This window comes from Mesorhizobium sp. B2-1-3 (genome assembly GCF_006442495.1).
Lineage (GTDB): Bacteria > Pseudomonadota > Alphaproteobacteria > Rhizobiales > Rhizobiaceae > Mesorhizobium.
The window spans coordinates 1-19,778 of sequence record NZ_VFWL01000023.1 but is presented as its reverse complement, the minus strand read 5'-3'; the positions used below and the strand labels follow the sequence as shown (position 1 = coordinate 19,778).

General features: G+C 64.4%; 16 protein-coding genes and 1 pseudogene. 11 read left to right on the top strand and 6 right to left on the bottom strand.

Going from position 1 to position 19,778, the window contains the following annotated elements:
• Positions 1-24 precede the first annotated feature (24 nt).
• The 3 genes from FJ973_RS27675 to FJ973_RS27665 are packed head-to-tail and all read left to right on the top strand — an operon-like array spanning position 25 to position 2,908.
• Entirely contained in the window at positions 25-1,197 is a 1,173-nt protein-coding gene (locus FJ973_RS27675; RefSeq protein ID WP_140558577.1) for a glycosyltransferase family 4 protein, read from the top strand.
• Complete coding sequence (locus FJ973_RS27670; RefSeq protein ID WP_140558576.1) at positions 1,194-1,982, top strand: WecB/TagA/CpsF family glycosyltransferase; 789 nt, start codon at positions 1,194-1,196, stop codon at positions 1,980-1,982. The genes FJ973_RS27675 and FJ973_RS27670 overlap by 4 nt, the downstream gene beginning before the upstream one ends.
• Positions 1,979-2,908 (top strand): DUF6492 family protein, encoded by a 930-nt coding sequence (locus tag FJ973_RS27665; protein ID WP_140558574.1) that lies wholly within the window; start codon positions 1,979-1,981, stop codon positions 2,906-2,908. Before FJ973_RS27670 ends, FJ973_RS27665 begins: the two co-directional genes overlap by 4 nt.
• A 46-nt stretch (positions 2,909-2,954) precedes the next feature.
• Here FJ973_RS27665 and FJ973_RS27660 read toward each other — a convergent pair whose 3' ends face one another.
• Positions 2,955-4,250, bottom strand: coding sequence for a lipopolysaccharide biosynthesis protein (locus tag FJ973_RS27660; RefSeq protein WP_140501079.1), 1,296 nt, complete (start codon positions 4,248-4,250; stop codon positions 2,955-2,957).
• A gap of 199 nt (positions 4,251-4,449) precedes the next feature.
• Here FJ973_RS27660 and FJ973_RS27655 point away from each other — a divergent pair, with 199 nt between their 5' ends.
• The 7 genes and pseudogenes from FJ973_RS27655 to FJ973_RS27625 all read left to right on the top strand — a co-directional run bounded on the left by FJ973_RS27655 (position 4,450) and on the right by FJ973_RS27625 (position 11,821).
• On the top strand, positions 4,450-7,044 hold the full coding sequence (locus FJ973_RS27655) for a GumC family protein (protein ID WP_140558572.1): 2,595 nt from the start codon (positions 4,450-4,452) through the stop codon (positions 7,042-7,044).
• 240 nt (positions 7,045-7,284) lie between these two features.
• Positions 7,285-8,184, top strand: a complete 900-nt coding sequence (gene folD, locus FJ973_RS27650) for a bifunctional methylenetetrahydrofolate dehydrogenase/methenyltetrahydrofolate cyclohydrolase FolD (protein ID WP_140501082.1) — start codon at positions 7,285-7,287, stop codon at positions 8,182-8,184.
• 55 nt (positions 8,185-8,239) lie between these two features.
• Positions 8,240-9,202: a GlxA family transcriptional regulator gene (locus FJ973_RS27645; protein WP_140501084.1), complete on the top strand. Its 963-nt coding sequence runs from the start codon at positions 8,240-8,242 to the stop codon at positions 9,200-9,202.
• An 89-nt stretch (positions 9,203-9,291) separates the two neighbouring features.
• Complete coding sequence (locus FJ973_RS27640) at positions 9,292-10,971, top strand: VWA domain-containing protein (RefSeq protein ID WP_140513380.1); 1,680 nt, start codon at positions 9,292-9,294, stop codon at positions 10,969-10,971.
• Positions 10,972-11,011: 40 nt separating this feature from the next.
• Positions 11,012-11,387, top strand: a pseudogene (locus tag FJ973_RS31500) (hypothetical protein); the annotation flags it as partial.
• Positions 11,299-11,574 carry a BrnT family toxin gene (locus tag FJ973_RS27630; RefSeq protein ID WP_140501088.1) on the top strand — a complete coding sequence of 92 codons (276 nt, stop codon included), beginning with the start codon at positions 11,299-11,301 and terminating at the stop codon, positions 11,572-11,574. The pseudogene FJ973_RS31500 and the gene FJ973_RS27630, both read left to right, overlap by 89 nt.
• Positions 11,543-11,821 (top strand): helix-turn-helix domain-containing protein, encoded by a 279-nt coding sequence (locus tag FJ973_RS27625; protein WP_140558570.1) that lies wholly within the window; start codon positions 11,543-11,545, stop codon positions 11,819-11,821. Before FJ973_RS27630 ends, FJ973_RS27625 begins: the two co-directional genes overlap by 32 nt.
• Before the next feature lie 354 nt (positions 11,822-12,175).
• Here FJ973_RS27625 and edd read toward each other — a convergent pair whose 3' ends face one another.
• The 3 genes from edd to zwf all read right to left on the bottom strand — a co-directional run bounded on the left by edd (position 12,176) and on the right by zwf (position 16,262).
• On the bottom strand, positions 12,176-14,020 hold the full coding sequence (gene edd / locus FJ973_RS27620; protein ID WP_140558568.1) for a phosphogluconate dehydratase: 1,845 nt from the start codon (positions 14,018-14,020) through the stop codon (positions 12,176-12,178).
• Between the two features lie 71 nt (positions 14,021-14,091).
• Positions 14,092-14,808, bottom strand: coding sequence for a 6-phosphogluconolactonase (pgl, locus tag FJ973_RS27615; protein WP_140501094.1), 717 nt, complete (start codon positions 14,806-14,808; stop codon positions 14,092-14,094).
• The gene (gene zwf / locus FJ973_RS27610; protein ID WP_140501096.1) at positions 14,790-16,262 is read right to left on the bottom strand and encodes a glucose-6-phosphate dehydrogenase; all 1,473 of its coding nucleotides are present in this window, start codon (positions 16,260-16,262) and stop codon (positions 14,790-14,792) included. The genes pgl and zwf overlap by 19 nt, the downstream gene beginning before the upstream one ends.
• A 313-nt stretch (positions 16,263-16,575) precedes the next feature.
• Here zwf and FJ973_RS27605 point away from each other — a divergent pair, with 313 nt between their 5' ends.
• A complete protein-coding gene (locus FJ973_RS27605; RefSeq protein WP_140513390.1) occupies positions 16,576-17,322 on the top strand; it encodes an SDR family oxidoreductase in 747 nt (248 codons plus the stop codon).
• 67 nt (positions 17,323-17,389) lie between these two features.
• Here the strand turns inward: FJ973_RS27605 and FJ973_RS27600 are convergent, their stop codons facing one another.
• Together FJ973_RS27600 and FJ973_RS27595 are read right to left on the bottom strand one after the other, a co-directional pair.
• On the bottom strand, positions 17,390-18,238 hold the full coding sequence (locus FJ973_RS27600; RefSeq protein ID WP_246675960.1) for an SH3 domain-containing protein: 849 nt from the start codon (positions 18,236-18,238) through the stop codon (positions 17,390-17,392).
• A gap of 223 nt (positions 18,239-18,461) precedes the next feature.
• Positions 18,462-19,748 (bottom strand): FAD-binding oxidoreductase, encoded by a 1,287-nt coding sequence (locus FJ973_RS27595; protein ID WP_140558566.1) that lies wholly within the window; start codon positions 19,746-19,748, stop codon positions 18,462-18,464.
• Between the last annotated feature and the right edge of the window lie 30 nt (positions 19,749-19,778).

The following is a 19,778-nucleotide window of genomic DNA, read 5'->3' as shown; positions in this document are numbered from 1 at the left end:
CGGCTGCACCACAGGATAGGTGAGATGCATCTGCTGTTCGCCACATCGATCGTGCCCGATGGCGCTCTCGCATCGGGCTACGAGATCGCCAATGCTGCAATCATCGCTGCCTTGCGGCGCGCCGGCGCGCGCGTCACCGTCATCGGCTTCATCTGGCCGGGGAAAGCCGCCGCCGATCCTGAAAGCACCATCGTTCTGGGTGCCGTCGACGTGCGCACCGAAGATGCTTCAGCGCTGCAAAAGCTTGCCTGGGTCGGCAAGGCGATGCTTTCGGGCCTCACCTTCGCGTCGGCCAAGTTGCGTGCGGTCTCCGATGCCGAAGCCCTCGCCGCCATCGAGCGCGCCGGCCCCTTCGACGGCTATGTGCTCAATTCCGTGCAGTTCGCCGGCGCCTTCGAAAAACTCTTCGACGAGCGGCCTTCGATCTTCGTCGCCCACAATGTCGAGCATCTTTCGGCGCGGGAAAATGCCGCTGCCGCCCCGGGCATCTTCCAGCGCCTGTTGTTCCGCCGCGAGGCAAGGCTGCTCGAGAGCGTGGAAGAGCGTCTGTGCCGCCGCGCGCGTTTCGTCTTCACGCTGGCCGAGGAAGACCGTTCGGCACTTGGCGTGGCCTCCGACGACCGCTCGGCGGTGCTGCCGCTGGTGACGGGCGCCACGCCACCGGCGCGTAACGGCCGGCGCAAGATTGAATGCGACGCCGCGCTGATCGGCACCTGGACCTGGCAGCCGAACCGCATCGGGCTCGGCTGGTTCCTGGACAAGGTGGTACCGCATCTGCGCCCGGACTTCCGCATCAGGATCGCCGGCAGCATGCCGTCTGACATCGCCTCGACGCATCCCGGCGTCGCTTTCGTCGGACGCGTGCCGGACGCCCAGGCTTTCATACGCGGCGGCGCCGTCATCCCGCTCATCAGCACCGCCGGCAGCGGCGTGCAATTGAAGACGATCGAAACGTTCGAGCTCGGCCTGCCCGCCGTTGCCACCAGCCACGCGCTGCGCGGCATCGACCATCGCCCGGTCAATTGCGCGGTCACCGACGATCCGGTCGCCTTTGCCAAGGCGCTGGAGACCGCGGCGGCCGACATAAGCGACGTTGACGGCAGCGCGTTCCACCGCCGGCAGCTCAAGGCGCTGGACGCCGCCATTCGGTTTGGCCTGGAGAAGCTCGGTCCGGTCATGCAGGAGGCGTTTGCATGAACATGCACGCCGCCCGCGCCTCGTTCGGGCCCGACACATTGAAGACGATCTTCGGCATCTCCGTGCTCGCCATTCGCTGGGACGACGCGATCGCCCTGCTGACGCGGCTGATCGTGGAACGACGCTTCACCAAGGTCAGCTTCCTCAACGCCCATAACGCCAATCTCGCCTACACCGATCCGGTGTTCGCCCAGGCGCTCGACGATTTTCTCATCCTGCCGGACGGCATCGGCGTCGATCTCGCAGCGCAGCTTCTCTATGGCGCGCCGTTCCCGGACAATCTCAACGGCACCGACTTCGTGCCGGCCTTTCTGCGGTCGGTGACCCGGCCGCTGACCGTGGGGCTGCTCGGCGCGACGCGCGTCAATGCCGAGGCCGCGTCGAAGAAGCTCGCGGCGATTGCCGTCCAGCACAGATTCGTGGTCATCCATGACGGCTACTTCTCCGCTGCGCAGGAGCCGGAAATCATCGAACGCATCGCGGCGCTGCGGCCTGATATGCTGCTGGTCGCCATGGGCGTGCCGCGCCAGGAATTGTGGATCGAACGGCACATCGACGAGCGCCACTGCACGCTGCCGGTCGCGGTCGGCGCGCTGCTGGATTTTCTCAGCGGCGCCGTGCCGCGCGCGCCCTTGTGGATACGGCGCCTCAGGCTGGAGTGGCTGTTTCGCCTGGCGGTCGAGCCGGGACGTCTCTGGCGCCGCTATGTGGTCGGCAACCCCTTGTTCCTGTGGCGGGTCCTCAAACAGAAATTGTTCCGGCCCCAAGCCGGAGACGTCCGTTGAACGAGAGGTTCGTTCCGGGCGCGATCGCCGAACCCGGACTGCTTCGGGCAACGCCGACGGCAGCCATGGTGACGGCAAGCTATGCGCCGGATTTCGAGCGTTGCCGCTTGCTCTGCGAAACCCTCGACCGGCACGTCACGGGCGTCGCGCATCACTACATTCTGGTCGAAGGCCGCGACGTCAAATTGTTTCGACGGTTGGAGAGCGCCAACCGTTCCGTCGTCGACGAACGTGAGCTGCTGCCGCGCTGGCTGCATGTCTTCGACGATCCGCTCAGCCTGTTCCGGCGGCGCGTCTGGCTCAGCTTGAAGACGCAGCCGCTCCGCGGCTGGCACGTGCAGCAACTGCGCCGCATCGCCGTTGCGGCGCACGCATGCCAGGACGTCCTGGTCTTCTGCGATTCCGACGTCGCCTTCCTGAAGCCTTTCGATTGCGGCGCGTTCTGGCGCGACGGCAAGGCGCGGCTGTTCCGCCGTGACGGCGTGCTTGCGCAGGACGGTCATGACGAGCATCGCATATGGTCGCGCAATGCCGGCTCCGCGCTCGGCATCGATCCGTCGAGGAATTCGGTTCACGATTACATTTCGACGCTGATCGCGTGGCGCCGCGACACCGTGCTGGCCATGTGCAGTCGGATCGAGGAGGTGCATGGCCGAAACTGGGTCGAGGTCGTCGGCTCGGCGCGCAAATTCTCCGAATGCATGATCTATGGCCGCTATGTCGACGATCTGCTGGACGGCGCCGGCCACTTCCATGGCTCGGAAGAATTCTGCCGCGTCCACTGGACCGGTGAGGCGCTGTCGGATGATGAATTCCGTCGCTTCGTTGCCGCCATGGCGCCCGAACAGGTGGCGATCGGCATGCAGTCCTTCATCGGCACCGATACCGGCCGCATCCGCCGGCTGATCGGACTCGACCGATCCTGATCCTGAAAAGCGAACCGGTTCTCGGAAAGACTGCCCGGATGAAGGATCAGATCGCCTTCGCCGGCTTGCGCAGCGCCGAATAGGTCAGCAGCATCGACGCGAGATAGAGCAGCAGGAAGACGACGTTGAGCGACAGCACCAGCTTCGATGTGTCGGCAATGGTTGTCAGCACATAGGTCAGCAGCAGCGCCTTGAGAGCGGCGAGCAGGCCGAGATTGAGCGCCCGCACCAGCGTCTGGCCGCGCGCGAACAGAAGTTCCGCCTGGTATTCGACCAGATTGCGCAGTCCCGGAACGCCGATCGCAAGCGCCACCAGGGGAGCGGCCTCCGAGACGTTCTTGCCGAGCGCCCCGGGGAAGAAATGCAGCACCACGGCAAGCGCCAGCAGCGCCAGCGTCGAGACCGCGAATACGCCGCCTTCGATGCCGCTCTTGACCGCCAGCCGTGACAAGAGCTCCGGGGCGCGCATCATGCGCTGCACCAGCATCATGGAGAAGGTGCGGATCGGGATCGCCGTCAGGTCGACCAGCCGCATGATGATGGCATAGATGCCGGCCAGGTGCGGCCCGCCGATCGCCAGCACCAGAAGCTTGTCGAACTCCATCTGCAGGTAGAACAACACCTCGGCGCCGGCGACGTAGATCGAATCGGCGAGCCGCCTGAGATAGAGCTCGCCGCGCAGCCGCAGCCGCTGGCGCGGATAGAAGAGGCCGAACGCGACCAGCAGCGAGGCCGCGTTCGCGCCGATATAGAACCAGGACCACACCCAGACGCTGTGTTGCGCCCAGAACATGAAGAGCACCGCGCCGGCTGCCCGCAACGCCGTCGCCAGGATCGCCAGCACGGCGGCACGGCCGAATTTGCCGAGACCGTTGTTGACGATCAGCGCCACCTCCACCGGCCGCCACAGAAGCGCCTCGGCAAAGACGATTGCCGCGAACACCGGCAGCGGCACGGTGCTGGCAAAGAAGATCAGGTAGACGATGTAGGAGGCCGCGGCGAGCAGCGGCAACGAGACGATGCCCAGCAGCAGGAAGCCTGCGGTGAAGGTGCCAATCAGGTTGGGGCGGATGGTGGCGGTGCGGTAGAGTGCCGAGATGAAGCCGAAGGCCAGAAGCCGCGACAGCATCACTCCGGCGGCCGAGGCGGTGGCGAACATGCCGAACTCGGCGATGGAAAGCGTATTGGCCAAGGCGATGAAGTAGGCGAGTGAAAACACCAGCCGCCCGCCGGCGCCGCTGATCGCTGAAAAATAGTCGCGAACCATCCCCCGTCTTTCGGCCACGAAGGTGCCGATCCGGGCGAGGGGCCGCCTCTGCGGTATGTCGCTGGCCTCAGTCATAGGTCAGGGAAAGGCATAGGCGGCAAAGTTTAACGTGCCCTTCTGAAATCTTCCTGCATCTGCTGAAATTCCAAGCAGCCGGCATCAAGCAATGCTTTCGGCCGCCTAAAATTAACCTTTTGTTTTCTATGCTTGTTTAGCGTGGCTTAACAAATGGCCGACTGCCGCTGTCTGGCGGCTGAAAGTAAGCTCCGCGACAATGGGCGACAGGGAAAATCGTGAGGACTGGAGGCGCGAGCGATCCTTGCTGGCGCTTGGCCAAGCCGTGCGCGGTGAGGACGAGGCATCGCTGGTCTCGCTAGGGGATCGGGCAAATCCGTCATGGCGCGAGGATGCCGCCACACGTCATCGCCTGGCGCGTTCGCAGCGCGAGGCGAAGATGAATCCGGCGCCTTCCGCATCCACCGCAACGCAACGCTTGCAGCCGGGCGGCGAGCCGGCTCCGGCGTCCGCCGGCATTTCGCGTTCGCACGATGGGGCCGGTATCGGCGGTTCGGACTCGGCGATGCCGTATGAAGAGACGGTTCCTGAGATCGCCTCGAGCGTTGATTCCCCGCGCAGCACATCCGAACCGCTGAGCGCGAGCGAAGCGGGAACATCTCCTGGCGAGGATGCCGACAGCCAGCAATGGAAGCCCCTGATCGATCCGATGCAGGTGGTTCGCGGCGTCGCCAGGTCCAAAGCGCTGATCATCACCACGACGGTACTGGGCGCGGCGCTCGGCGTTGCGATTGCCCTGTCGACGCCGAAGAAATACGAGTCCACCACCGAACTGATCGTCGACCCGCGCGACCTGAAGCTTACGGATCGCGATCTCACCCAGGCGGTGGTCATGCCCGACGCTGCGCTCGTCAACGTCGAGAACCAGATCAAGTTGCTGACCTCCGGCACCGTGTTGAACAAGGTTGTCCAGGAGCTCGACCTGGTCGACGACCCCGAGTTCAACGGCCAAGGCAATGGCGGCCTGGGCGTCATGTCGCTGATCCGCTCGATCCTGTTGCGCCAGGACGGACCGGGCGGTGTCGACCAATCCCGCCGCCTTTCCCTTGCCATCGTCAACCTGGCCGAGAGCGTTTCGGTCGAGCGCGGCGGCAAGACCTCCGTGATCACCATCGGCGTCACCACGCAGGACGCCCAGAAATCGGCGCTCATCGCGGAAACGATGACGAAGGTTTTCCTGCAGACTTCGGGTGAAATCCAGTCCGACACTGCCGGCCGGGCCAACAACGAACTGACGGCGAAACTCGACGAGATGCGCAAGGGCGTCGAAGCCGCCGAGCGCAAGGTCGAGGATTTCAGGGCCACCCATGATCTTGTCGACGCGCAGGGCCATCTGATCAGCGACGACCAGATGCTCAAGCTCAACGAGCAGCTTTCCGTCGCCCGCGCCCGCACGCTGGAGCTGAACGCCCGCGCGGCCTCGGCACGTCAGGTCAACGTGAATTCGGTGCTCAGCGGCACCTTGCCTGAAGAGATCAACTCCAACTCCATGAGCGATCTGCGCTCGCAATACGCAACGCTCAAACAGGAGGCTGATCGGGCAGCGGTCCGGCTCGGACCGCGCCATCCCGAGCGCCAGGCGCTCGAGGCCCAGCTCACCGGCGCGCGCGAACGCATCGTCGCCGAACTCAGCCGCATCGCGTCGTCGCTGCAGGTTGACCTGAAACGCTCGGTCCAGCTCGAACAGGACCTTGCTTCCCGCCTGGCGCAGATGAAGGTGCGCAGCGGCGACGTCAACAGCGACCTTGTCTCGATGCGCGAACTGGAACGCGAGGCCTCGGCCAAGCGCTCGGTCTATGAGCAATATCTCCTGCGCGCCAAGGAGACCGGCGAGCAGAAGAATATCAACACCGCCAATATGAGCGTCATCTCGCCCGCCTCCATTCCGCTGGAGCCGAACGGGCCGTCGCGCGCCGTGGTGGCGCTTGCCGGCCTGCTGCTGGGCTTTGCCTCCGGCGTCGGTCTCGGCGCCATGCGCGGCGCCTATGAAAGCCTGCGTGAGACCGCCGGGTCACGATCCCGCCGTGACCGCAAGATGGACGAACGCCGGGCGCCGCTCGATGACCAGGCATTCCGGGCGCCGCCTCCGCCGGCGCCGCCGATACCGCAAGCATCGCCGCCGCAATCACCGCCGCCGCCACCAGCATCAGTGCCGCCGCTTGCCGCGCAGCCCGGAGCCGCTGCCACCGAGGGTCCAAGCCGGATCGGCTTGCTGATGTCGAGGCTGCGCAAAGCCGTGTCCCGCAAGCCCGGCACCGAGGCGCAGGACGATGCGTTTCCCGGTGCATCTGCATCGGCCGCTGTCGCCGAAGAGGGCCGGCCGGCGAGCACTCCGGCATTTCCCGACTATCCGGCTCCGGATTCCGCCTTTGGACATCGCCCGCCAGCTCCAGACTATCCGCGGCCATCTTTTCAGCCAGACGCGGACGCCGGCTATACGCGGCCCATGGGACCGCCATTGCGGTCGCCCCTGGTGCCGCAGCAGGCGATGTATCCGGCCTCGTCCCATCCCTATGCGCAGCCCTTGGTCTATCCGCACATGCAGCCTTGGCAGACGCGGTCGGCGGCAGGCCATCCCCAGGCCGCGGCGCCCTATGGCGCGCCCATGCCCTACCCGGCCGCACCCGCTCCGGCTCAGCCGTCGGCCTATCCCGCCGCGCCGCTGGAGCAGCCCGCCGCCGCCGAGAAGGGCGCCGAGCAGGCGTCGATCGAGGAAATTCGCGCCAGCCTGCGCGAATTTCGCGAGGCTGTTCGCGAGCTTACCGAGAGCCGCGCCGGCCGCCGCTATTTCTGAGCCACAAGATAGTCTCCTGTGTCGAACAAAAGCGGGCCGGTTTCGCGTAAACGGCATCGGACGGCGCTTTGACGGGATTGCGTGTTCGAATTTTCGTCAAAATGCCGCGCGGTGTCTTGCCGGAGACGCAGCCCGGCTGGCCGGGTCATGCAGGCTTCGGCACACGATTGAGAAAAGGATCCAAAGCGCCGCATTTTCAGACGCGGCCGGTTTGGCGGAACGTATCGAGGGGTGATTCATATGGCCGAAGTGATTGACGGCAAAAGCGTTGCCGAAGACGTGGTGCGGACGGTGAAGACCTTGACCGCGGAGCTTGTCGCCAAGGGCAAGATCCAGCCCGGCCTCGCCGTGGTTATCGTCGGCGAGGATCCGGCGAGCCAGGTCTACGTCGCCTCCAAATCCCGCACCGCCAAGGAATGCGGCTTTCATTCGGTCCAGCACACGCTGCCGGCGGACACCTCCCAGGAGGCGCTGCTCAAGATCATCGCCGACCTCAACGCCGATCCCGCCATCAACGGCATCCTGGTGCAGCTTCCGCTTCCCGCCCACATCGACGCCGGCAAGGTCATCCAGGCGATCGCGCCGCAGAAGGATGTCGACGGCTTCCATTTCATCAATGTCGGCAAGCTCGGCACCGGCGAACTCGACACCGCTTTCGTTCCCTGCACGCCCGCCGGCTCGATGCTCCTGATCGAGCGCGTGCGCGGCAAGGATCTGTCGGGCCTCAATGCCGTCGTCGTCGGCCGTTCCAACATCGTCGGCAAGCCGATGGCCAATCTCCTGCTCGCCGCCAATTGCACCGTCACCATCGCGCACAGCCGCACGAAGGATCTGCCGGGGCTGGCCCGCACCGCCGACATTCTCGTCGCCGCCGTTGGCCGGCCGGAGATGATCAGGGGCGATTGGGTGAAGCCCGGCGCAACCGTCATCGACGTCGGCATCAATCGCATCCCGGCCCCGGAGAAGGGGGAGGGCAAATCCCGCCTCGTCGGCGACGTCGCCTATGCCGAAGCGGCGAAGGCCGCCGGCGCCATCACGCCCGTGCCCGGCGGCGTCGGGCCGATGACCATTGCCATGCTGATGGCCAATACGTTAGCCTCCGCCTACCTTGCGGCCGGGTTGAAACGGCCCTCCTTCTGACCACCAGAAAGCAGCAGCTTTGCCGAACCCAACTATTCCCTTGGAACGGCCGGTCATGAATGATCCCGTTCAAGGCGGCCGGCAATTCGCATTCCTGCTGGTCGACAAGTTCTCCATGTTCTCGCTGGCCGCCGCGATCGACACGTTCCGTTCGGCGAACCGGCTGCTCGGCCGCGATTTCTACGGCTGGACGACGGTATCGGCCGATGGCGATCCGGTGATGGCGTCCAACGGCTTGCCGCTCAAGATCGACTATGCGGTTGCCGACCTTCCGCCGGTCGACATCCTCTTCGTCTCGGTCGGGCTGACCACGGAGTTTCCCGGCAAGAGCAAGGTTCTGGCGGCGCTGCGCAGCTGGGGCCGGCGCGGCAATGCGCTCGGCGCGCTGTCGGTCGGATCCTATTTGCTGGCCGAGGCCGGCCAGCTCGACGGCTATCGCTGCACCATCCATTGGGAGAACCGCGCCGGCTTCGTCGAGCGCTTTCCCGACATCAACTGCACTGGCAACGTCTTCGAGATCGACCGCAAGCGCTACACCTGCGCCGGCGGCACCACCTCGATCGACCTGATGCTGGAGATCGTGCGCGGCGACTTCGGCTCGAACCTCGCCAATGGCGTCGCCAACCAGTTCCAGCACGAGCGCATCCGCTCGGCCGGCGACCGCCAGCGCGTCGGGCCGGAGCGCGATCTCACCGGCAAGTCGGAGAAGCTCAGGCGCATCGTCGAGCTGATGGCCGACCATCTCGACGAGCCGCTCTCGGCGGTGCAGCTCGCCAAATCGGCCGGCCTTTCGGTGCGTCAGGTGGAGCGTTTGTTCCTGCGCCACCTCAACGTCACGCCCGGCCGCTACTACATGCGGCTGCGGTTGGAGCGGGCGCGCGAATTGTTGCGCCAGACCAACATGCCGATCCTCGATGTGGCGATCGCCACCGGCTTCACCTCGCATTCCTATTTTGCCCAGAGCTACCGGCTGCAGTTTGGCCGCCCGCCTTCCGAAGAGCGCCGCACCACCTACTAAGCCGCGGACAAGCCGCGTCCGGGCTTGTGTCCCAGGGTGGGCTCAAATAGCTTCAGCCGGCGGACGGGGCGGCTACTCAGGAGATTTTGATGGCGGGACTTGCACGGAGCGTCGCTGCGGCGTTTCTCCTTTTGTCGATGACGACATTCGGCTTTGCCGCAAACAAGCTCATCATCATCCTCGACGCTTCAGGGTCGATGTGGGCGCAGATCGACGGCAGGCCCAAGCTGGAAATCGCCCGTGAGTCGCTGAGAAGCGTGCTGCAATCGGTTCCCGCCGACGATGAACTCGGTTTCATGGCCTATGGCCATCGCAAGAAAGGCAGTTGCGAGGACATCCAGCTGATCGTACCGCCGCAGGCCGGCTCGGCGAGCGCGATTTCGGCCGCGGCCGACAGCATGAAATTCCTCGGCAAGACGCCGCTGACATCAGCCGTCAAGCAGGCGGCCGAAGCGCTGAAATACACCGAGGACAAGGCGACCGTCATTCTCATCACCGACGGGCTCGAGACCTGTGGCGGCGATCCTTGCGCGCTTGGCAAGGAACTCGAATCGTCCGGCGTCGATTTCACAGCCGACGTTGTCGGCTTTGGCCTTACGGCCGACGAAGGCAAGCAGATCGCTTGCCTCGCCGACAACACCGGCGGCAAGTACATCCAGGCGTCCGACGAGAAGGCGCTGCGGCAAGCTTTGGTCGAAACCGTCGCCGCACCGGCGCCGTCGCCGCCCCCCGCGCCGGCGCCGGCAACCGAACCGGCGCCAGCGCCAGCGCCTGCGCCGGAGCCTGCAAGGCCTGCTTTCAATTTCCAGCCGACCGTGGTGATGGCCGAAGGCGGCGAGCCGATCACCGACGGCAATGCCTGGGAGATTTACAAAGCCAACCCCGACGGCTCGCGCGGCGAGTCCGTCACCACCGAATATGGCAGCTATAGCGGCAAACTCGATCCCGGCGACTATATCGTCGTCGCGCGCGACGACGAAGCCAAGGTCGAGCAGAAGGTCAAGATCGAGGCCGGCCAGGTCCAAAAACCGCTCTTTATCCTGAACGCCGGCACATTGATCATTCACCCGCATGCCAGCCAGGGTGCCGAGATCAGCAGCGAAGCCCGCGTCGATTTCGCCTATCCCGGTGGCAGCACCACCCATTACGGCGACACCCAGGCCATCGTGCCGGCGGGCGAACAGAAGGTGACGGTGCAGATCGGTGCCGGCACGGTGACGGAAACAATCCAGCTCGCCGCCGGGCAGACCGTAGAAAAGGACGTCGTGGTCGGCGTCGGCCAGGCCATGCTCAATGCCTACTATACGTCTGGCGGCGAGAAGGCCGACAATTCGGCCATCGGCTTTGAGATCGTCAAGGCGAAGAAGAAGATCGACGGCAGCCGCGACAGCGTCGAGCACTCCTATGGGGCCGACAGCAAGTTCTGGCTGCCGCCCGACGACTATGTGGCGGTGACAACGCTCGATCTCGCCGTCGTCGAGCAGCCTTTCAGCATCAAGCCCGGCGACAGCCAGGACGTGAAGGTCGTGCTCGATGCGGGCGTGCTCGCAATATCGGCGCCCGGCGCTTATTCGATTGAGGTGTTTTCGTCGAAAAAGGACATCGATGGCAAGCGCAAATCGCTCGGCTTCAACTACGGCGACAACTGGCAGCAGACGATCCCCGCCGGCGATTATGTCGTCGTCCGGCATATGTCGGATGAGGGTCATGACAAGGAGATGCCGGTGACAGTCAAGGCTGGCGAACGGGCCGAGATCACGGTTCAGTAGGGTTTGGTTGTCAGCAACAGAAGGGGCGGCCCACGAGCCGGCCTACCAGGCCGGTCTCGATTGGCGAACCGTCAAGTCAATCAACGACACCTACGACATTCCGGCCGTGCTGAAAGCTCGACCATGGCCGAGATGCGATGAATGTGCTGCCCGAAATCGCCGGCGCTTTAGCCGGCCGAGCGAAGGTTTACCCAGCGGCTCCAGTTACCATACCGAGCGGTTTAAGCGCCTTTCCTCTGTGGGTTTGTCGCGCTCCTAAAACCCTCGACATTTCACGAGTGAAAAGGGATTTGCGATCTATACGGAAATCCCGTATGATTGTAGCCCATGACGCAGGACAGGTTCGACTCTGCCAAGGATGCGGCGAATCGCGAAAAGCACAAATTACCGCTGGCCTTTGGCGATCGGATTTTTGAGGACGACAACCATCTCATTATCCCCTCCATCCGAGAGATCGACGGCGAGGAACGGTTCAAGGTGGTCGGCATCGTCGGGGAGAAGCTGTTCACCGGCGTCTTCGTCTGGCGGGGTGAACAGCCCCGCTTCATCTCAGTGAGAAGGAGCAACAAGGGTGAAGAACGAGCATATCTCGCTACCTGCTGACCCGGCTGACGCCGATGACTTCGACGTGACGGCTGGGGCGATGGACCGGGGCCAGCGCGCCCGCCTGATCCGCAAGACGAGGACCGGGCTTGGCCTGTCGCAGTCCGAGTTCGCCAGCCGCTTCCGGGTTCCGGTCGGCACGCTACGCGATTGGGAGCAGGCGCGGGCAACCGCGCCGGATTTCGCTATCGCCTATGTGCGCGTGATCGGTCAGCATCCGGACATGGTGGCGAAGGTCGTCGCATAGCTGGCGTTGCCGAGGAGCTTCGGCTTGCATGTCGTAGGTTTCGGCAGCTTCGCGAATTTGCCCATATGGCGAGCTGGCAAAAAATCGCGATTTTGTGGTGATTCGGAGGAATCATGAACAGCGAGCGTACGCCGCCAGCGGAGAGCAGTTGCATTCCAGAAGCACAGTGGGACGAGTTATCTACGGAAAGCCTTGCGCTTTGCCCTTTCGGCCACGTCCGATTGTCAGAAATCCTAATCTTCGCAACAAAATAACCGACTTTGACGACGATCCCTGCGACAAGCAAGTAATCCACATTTCAGCTACGGCCAAGTAATCCACATTTCAGCTACGGCGGCCAGGAGCCGTCCCTTTTCATTGCAGCGCGAATTCCGCTGCGTCGGTTCCAAACGCGCTGGCCCCATGGTCGGCTCGACCCACCAGCTGCCGGAATCCGGCGAAGAGCTCACGGCCAAAGCCGAACTCATTGCCGATGAGATCGGCTTCCGCCGTCCGACGCAGCGCGAATTCCGCTGCCGGTACCAGCACTTCAAGCGTGCCGGCATCGGCATCCAGCCGGATGATGTCGCCGTCGTGGATCCTGGCGATCGGGCCGTCCTCGACCGCTTCCGGCGTGACATGGATCGCCGCCGGCACCTTGCCGGAGGCGCCGGACATGCGCCCGTCCGTGACCAGTGCGACGCGCTGGCCGCGATCCTGCAGGATGCCGAGCACGGTGGTCAGCTTGTGCAGTTCCGGCATGCCGTTGGCCTTCGGTCCCTGGAAGCGGATGACGGCGATGAAGTCGCCGGTAAGCGTGCCGGCCTTGAAGGCTTCGTTCAGCCCTTGCTGGCTGTCGAACACTTTGGCCGGCGCTTCGATGAGGCGCCGTTCCGGCTTCACCGCGGACGTCTTGATGACGGAATGGCCGAGATTGCCGGCCAGCACTTTGAGGCCGCCCGTCGGCTGAAAGGCTTTCTTGAACGGCGCCAGGACCTTCGCGTCGCCACTCGCGCGCGGGGCGGCTTCGCGCACGACGCTGCCGTCGGCACCGAGCTTTGCCTCGACTGCGTAGGGCCGCAGGCCTTCGCCCCATACCGTCTGCACATCTTCATGCAGCACGCCTTCGTCGAGCAGCTCGCGAATGAGGAAGCCGAGCCCGCCGGCGGCATGGAAATGGTTCACATCCGCAAGCCCGTTGGGATAGACGCGCGCCAGGAGCGGCACCGCTTCCGAGAGGTCGGAAATATCCTGCCAGGTCAGCGCGATCCCAGCGGCTGCGGCCATGGCGATCAGATGAATGGTATGGTTGGTCGAGCCGCCGGTCGCGTGCAGGCCAACCACGCCGTTGACGATGGAACGCTCGTCGATCATCCGCCCGACCGGCGTATAGGCGTTGCCAAGCGCGGTGATCGCCAGCGCCCGCTTGGTCGCCTCGCGGGTCAAGGCATCTCGCAGCGGCGTGCCCGGATTGACGAAGGAAGCGCCTGGCGTGTGCAGGCCCATGATCTCCATCAACATCTGGTTGGAGTTGGCCGTGCCATAGAAGGTGCATGTCCCCGGTCCATGGTAGGATTTGGACTCGGCCTCCAGCAGTTCGGCGCGGCCTGCCTTGCCCTCGGCATAGAGCTGGCGAACCCTGGCCTTTTCATCGTTGGGCAGGCCTGTCGTCATCGGCCCGGCCGGAATGAACACCGCCGGCAGATGGCCGAAGGTCAGTGCCGCGATCACCAGCCCGGGCACGATCTTGTCGCACACGCCCAGATAAACGGCGGCGTCGAACATATTGTGCGACAGGCCGATCGCGGCCGCCATGGCGATGACATCGCGCGAGAACAGCGAAAGCTCCATGCCCGGCTGCCCCTGGGTGACACCGTCGCACATCGCCGGCACGCCGCCGGCAACCTGGGCGATGCCGCCGGCCTCCCGCGCCGCTTCCTTGATCAGCGCCGGGAATGTCTCGAAGGGCTGATGCGCCGACAGCATGTCGTTGTAGGAGGTGATGATACCGAGGTTCGGCACCTTGTCGGCACCCAGCGCCACTTTCTCCGAGGGGCTGCACACGGCAAAGCCATGGGCAAGATTGCCGCAGGACAGCACCGCCCGGTTGGCGGTCTGGTTCGATGCGCTGGCGATGCGGCCGAGATAGCGCTCGCGGCCCGGCTTGGAGCGTTGGCGGATGCGCTCCGTGATGGCTTCGATATCGCGTCTTGCGGTCATGGCGTTCGGTCCTTTCAAGCGAGGTCCCGGAAACTCCTCCCGCCGTTTGCCGGGACCAGATAAGTCTAGAGTTAGGGTGCCCAGAAAACCTCTACAGGCCTGGGGGCGGCGTCGAGCACGGCGCGGATCGGCTTTCGCGGACCGGGTGCCACCGCGCCGTCGAAGGCGGTGCGTTTGTCCTCGCCCTCTATGTGCAGCGCCAGGAAGCCGGCATCGACAATGCGCGCCAGCGACAGGGTCAGCCGCGGCTCGCCGGCGCTTGCCGCATGAACCGGCAGCACGATCCTGTGCGAGGACGGGTCGAGCAATTTCGCCAGATCGTCGGCGTCGGGAAAGAATGAGGCGGTATGGCCGTCAGGTCCCATGCCGAGCACGGCGACGTCGAGCGGCCAGGGCAGGGACTGGAGCGCCGCATTGTCCGATGCCGCGGCATCCTCGATGCTGACGGCTTCGTGATAGAGCGGCACGAACCGTGCCGCCGCAGCCGCGTTCTGCAACAGATTGGCGGCCACCAGTCCGGCATTGGAACGCGGCGAGGAGGCCGGCACGAAGCGCTCGTCGATCAGCGTCACCGTTACCTTGTCCCAGGCGATCGGTATTCCCGACAGGGCAGCAAAGAATTTTGCCGGCGTCGTGCCGCCGGAAACGGCCAGTAACGCCGTGCCGCGCGCCGCGATTGCCTTTGCCAGCCGGTCGGCGACGCGGCCGGCCAGCGCAGCCGCCAGTTCCGCGCGGTCGGAAAAGCCATTCCAGTTGTAGCTGGCGCTGTTCAATTGCTCTCGTGCCATGTCCGCCCGTCACGTTCGATCAGCGCTATCGAGGCCGAAGGTCCCCAGGTGCCCGCCGTATAGCCCTGCGCCTCCTGCCTGGCGCTTTCCCAGGCGTTCTGGATCGGGTCGATCCACCTCCACGCGGCCTCGACCTCGTCGCGGCGCATGAACAGCGTCTGGTTGCCGCGCACGACATCCATGATCAGCCGTTCATAAGCGTCCGGCGCGCGGCCGTCGAAGGACTGCGCGAAGCTCATGTCGAGCGAAATCTGCCGCAGCCGCATGCCGCCCGGACCCGGGTCCTTGATCATGATGAATTGCTTGACGCCTTCGTCGGGCTGCAGCCGGATGACCAGCTGGTTGGCGAAGATCGGCCCGGCGCTGTCGCCGCCGAAGATCGAATGCGGGATCGGCTTGAACTCGATGACGATCTCCGAGACCCGGGTTGCCAGCCGCTTGCCGGTCCTGAGGTAGAACGGAACGCCTGCCCAGCGCCAGTTGCCGATCTCGGCCTTGATCGCGACGAAGGTTTCGGTGTTGCTGTCCTTGCCGAGCTCCTCGACATAGCCTTTCACCGGCCCGCCTGCGGAAGCGCCGGCGCGGTATTGTCCACGCACCGTGTGCTTCGGCGCCTCGTTGCCGTTGATGCGCTTGAGCGCGCGCAGCACCTTCAGCTTCTCGTCACGCACGGCGTCGGCGTCCATCGACGATGGCGCTTCCATGGCCACCAGGCAGAGCAGTTGCAGCATATGGTTCTGCACCATGTCGCGCAGCGCGCCGGCCTTGTCGTAATAGGTGACACGATCTTCCAGGCCGACGGTCTCGGCGACGGTGATCTGCACGTGGTCGATATGGGCGGAATTCCACAGCGGCTCGTAGAGCGCATTGGCAAAACGCAGCGCCATCAGGTTCTGCACCGTTTCCTTGCCGAGATAATGGTCGATGCGGAAGATCTGGCTTTCGTGGAAATCGTCGCCGACCAGATCGTTGAGCGTTTGCGCCGAAGCGAGGTCGCGGCCGATCGGTTTCTCCAGCACGATGCGCGAATTCGGCGTGATCAGATCGTGTTCTTTCAGCTTGTGCGAGATGTCGCCGAACAGCGCCGGCGCCACCGCCAGATAGAAGGCGCGGATGCAGTCGCTGTCGCCGATCGCCTTCTTCAGCCTGTCGAACCCCGCGCCGCTCGTGGCATCGGCCGGGACATAGGAAAGCCGCGCCAGGAAGGTTTTGAGCTCCTTGGGATCGATATCGGCCGCCTTGACGTGGTCGGAAATAGCCTGCTTGGCGAAAGCCCGAAATTCGTCATCACTCATCTTCGAACGCGACGTGCCGATGATGCGGGTTGGCTCGGAAAATTGATGGTCGCGCTGGCGATAGTAGAGCGACGGAAGAAGTTTGCGTTCCGACAGGTCGCCGGTGCCACCGAAAATGATGAAGTCGAAAGGGTCGACGGGGATGATCTGGCTGGTCATGGTCTATCCGCTTTGACGCCGGTCGCGAGTACGCGGCTGATATATTCTAATCGATTTAAATTTTCCAGTGCCATGGTGTCACATCGACGACCGATCGCTACATATTTGCGTCGGTCCAGATGTGCGCTTGACACTGGCACCAAGCGAAGGCTTGTCGGCAAACGACAACTCCGCCAAGCCTTCGCAGTTGCAGCATAGGACGTGAATGTGACGAAAGCTAAGGGAGAATCAGCGCTTTGCCTGTCGTGGCACAGGCCATGATGCCGGCAGCCCACGGTAAAAGCCACGCGATGAACCCAGGGAGCGGAAAAACATGCGTCTGAAGGACAAGGTCGCCATCGTCACCGGGGCCGCTTCGGGTTTCGGCGAGGGCATTGCCCGTCGCTTCGCCGAGGAGGGCGCCAGGATCGTCGTGGCCGACCTCAATGCCAAGGGCGCCGAACGCGTAGCCGGCGAGATCGGCGAGGCGGCGATCTGGACCCAGACCGACGTTTCGCAGCGCTCCGAATTCGACGAGATGGTCCATGCCGCCAAAAGCGCCTTCGGACGTATCGACATCATGGTCAACAATGCCGGGTTCACCCATCGCAATGGCGACATGCTCGAAGTCGACGAGGCGACGTTCGACCTGATCACATCGGTCAACATGAAGGCCATCTATCATGCTGCCCTTGCCGTCGTGCCGATCATGGAGCGGCAAGGCGGGGGCGTCATCCTGACCACGGCCTCCACCGCTGGCCTGCGCCCTCGGCCCGGCCTCACCTGGTACAACGCCTCCAAGGGCTGGGCGATCACCGCCACCAAGTCGATGGCGGTGGAACTCGCGCCGAAGAACATCCGCGTCAACTGCCTGTGTCCGGTGGCCGGCGAGACCGGCATGCTGGAAAAATTCATGGGCGCCGATACACCTGAAATCCGCGAGAAATTCCGCGCCTCGATCCCCCTCGGTCGGCTTTCGACCCCGCTCGACATCGCCAATGCGGCACTGTGGCTGGCATCCGACGAGGCCGTCTTCATTACTGGCGTTGCGCTGGAGGTCGACGGCGGGCGCTGCATCTGACGCACACCGTCATCGCTGCGCCAAAGATCGGCTCGGCCGTGCCTGCCTTAATCGTGGCGCTGGTGCGTCAGGCGCCGGTCTTGATGTAGGTTTTGTAGACCCAGCCTGTCTTGCCGTTGTAGACGATCTGGCACCAACGCTTGCAGCTCATCACTTGCACCGAGGTCTTGGCGGGCACCGTGACGATGGCGGCCGCATTCTTCTTCGGGCCGCTACGCATAGTCACGGCCCTGAGGATGCGCCCGGTGCCAGCCGCGGCCGCTTTGCGCGGTTCGGCCTTGCTGTCGTCATCCTGCGCGGCAGATTGCTGCGACGCTACTTGCGGTTGCGCGGCCGGAATGGCGGCGGTCTGCGCGCCATCGGGACTGCTGCCCGCCGCCGGGGCCGGTGCGGCGACCTTGGCGAGCTCGGTGGCGGCGTCGGTGTCGGCAGCGGGTTGCGCGAATGCCGCCGCCGCCGGCTTGTCAGGCCTCTGCCCGGCCTTGCTCGCCGACTGGCCGGAAGCAGCCGGTGCGGTCTTCGATTGGGAGGCGGTCCAGCGCGGGTCGTTCGCCGCGAGCGCCGGAATGGCGGCTTCCGAGACAGCCACGGTCGGCGAGACCTGGTCGGACTTTCGCGCCGCTTGCGGCACCGCCGCCGCGGCCGCCGTGATCCTCGCTGGCGCGATCTTCGTCGTCTTCACCGGAACGGCCGGAATGGCTTGCCCTGGATTGGCAACCGCTTGCCGCTCGTTCGCCGGCAACGCCAACCACAGTGCCACCGCGGCCACGCCGAGCAGCGCGGCCGTGCCGACCGCGGCAATCACCAGATGCGAGTTCGAACGGACTTCCTGCCAGAATGACGGGCGCATGTCGTAGCCGAACTGCATGGCAAAGCGCCGACGTTCCGGAGCACCGAAACTGAAGGGCTCTCTCACTCTTGCCACCTCCATAAGGGGCCGATGTTCTTCGATCAAACACCGCAATGCGTGCGTCGGTCGCACCGGTCCCAAATCAAACAGCGGGCGGGCCCGCAGAAAATCCCCGTCTATATTCGCTAGAGATTGCACTTTTTGCCCGCGATTGTGGCATCAGTGCGCCATTGCTGAAGATTCTGCAACGCTTGGATGTCGCGGCCCCCATGATATTACTCAACAATTGTTAAATCCTGTCGCGCAACGCGAACCAGTTGAGCGCCAGGAAAAGCAGCGGCGCGCGCAAGCGCCGGCCACCGGGGAACGGCGGAATCTTCAAATCCTCGATCAGCTTTAGCCGGTCGCGGTTGCCGGCTACCGTTTCGGCATAGAGCTTGCCGAAGAAGTTCGACAGCATGACGCCGTGGCCGGAATAGCCGCCGGCCGAGATCACATTCGGCATCACTTCCCGCACGAACGGCTTTCTCGGCACCGTGATGCCGACATAGCCGCCCCAGCCATGCGTGATTTCGACGTCCCTCAGTGCGGGATAGAGTTCCGCGATCTGGCGGCGGATATGGATATGGATGTCCTTGGGGTCGTTGACGCCGTAGACCTCGCGTCCGCCGAACAGCAGCCGGCCATCCCTCGACTTGCGGAAGTAGCGCACGACGAAGCGGGAATCATCGACGGCCTCGCCGCCCGGCAGCACGTTCGAATCCGCTCCAAGCGGCACGGTCGCGCCGATGAACGAGCCGATCGGCATGATGTGCGCGGCACTCACCGGTTCGAGCGTGCCGCCATAGGCATTGACCGCGATCAGGCATTTCTGCGCTGTGATCGTCCCCCTAGCTGTCGAAACCTTCACCGTGCCGCCGCTCGAAACAATGCCGGTCGACGGCGTCGCTTCGAACAATCGTGCGCCGGCCTGTGCCGCCGCCCGCGCCGTGCCGATCACCAGTTTCATCGGATGGATATGGCCGGTGCCGGTGTCGCGCGTCCCGCCGAAATAGGCCGTCGAGCCCAGCCGCTGCGCAGTTTCCGTCGCGTCCATGAACGAAATGTGCGGATAGGAGAAGCGGCTGGCCATGATCTCGGCATGCGCCTTGTAGTCGTCGACATAGCGCGGCTTGTGCGCAACCGAGAGCTGGCCCGGCATGTAGTCGATATCGATCTGGTTGGCGGCGGCGAATTCGAGCAGATGTGCCTTCGCCTCCTCGGCGAGGTCGAACAGTGCCTTGGCGCGGGAAAACCCGTACTCGGCCTCCAATTCCTCGGCCCAGGCGCGCTGCCCGGTGCCGAGCTGGCCGCCATTGCGCCCGGAAGCGCCGTCTCCGAAGCGATACGCCTCGATCAAAACCACATTGGTGCCCGCCTTGGCCAGATGCACCGCCGCCGACAAGCCGGTGAAACCGCCCCCAACGATAACGACGTCGCAGCTCCGGTCACCGTCCAGCGCCGGATACTCGGGTCGCGGGCCGGCCGTGTCCTCGTACCAGGAACGGCCGGGGGAGATCGGGGATTGGTAGGGCATGATGCTCACGGAGTAGGGGAGTAGGGGAGT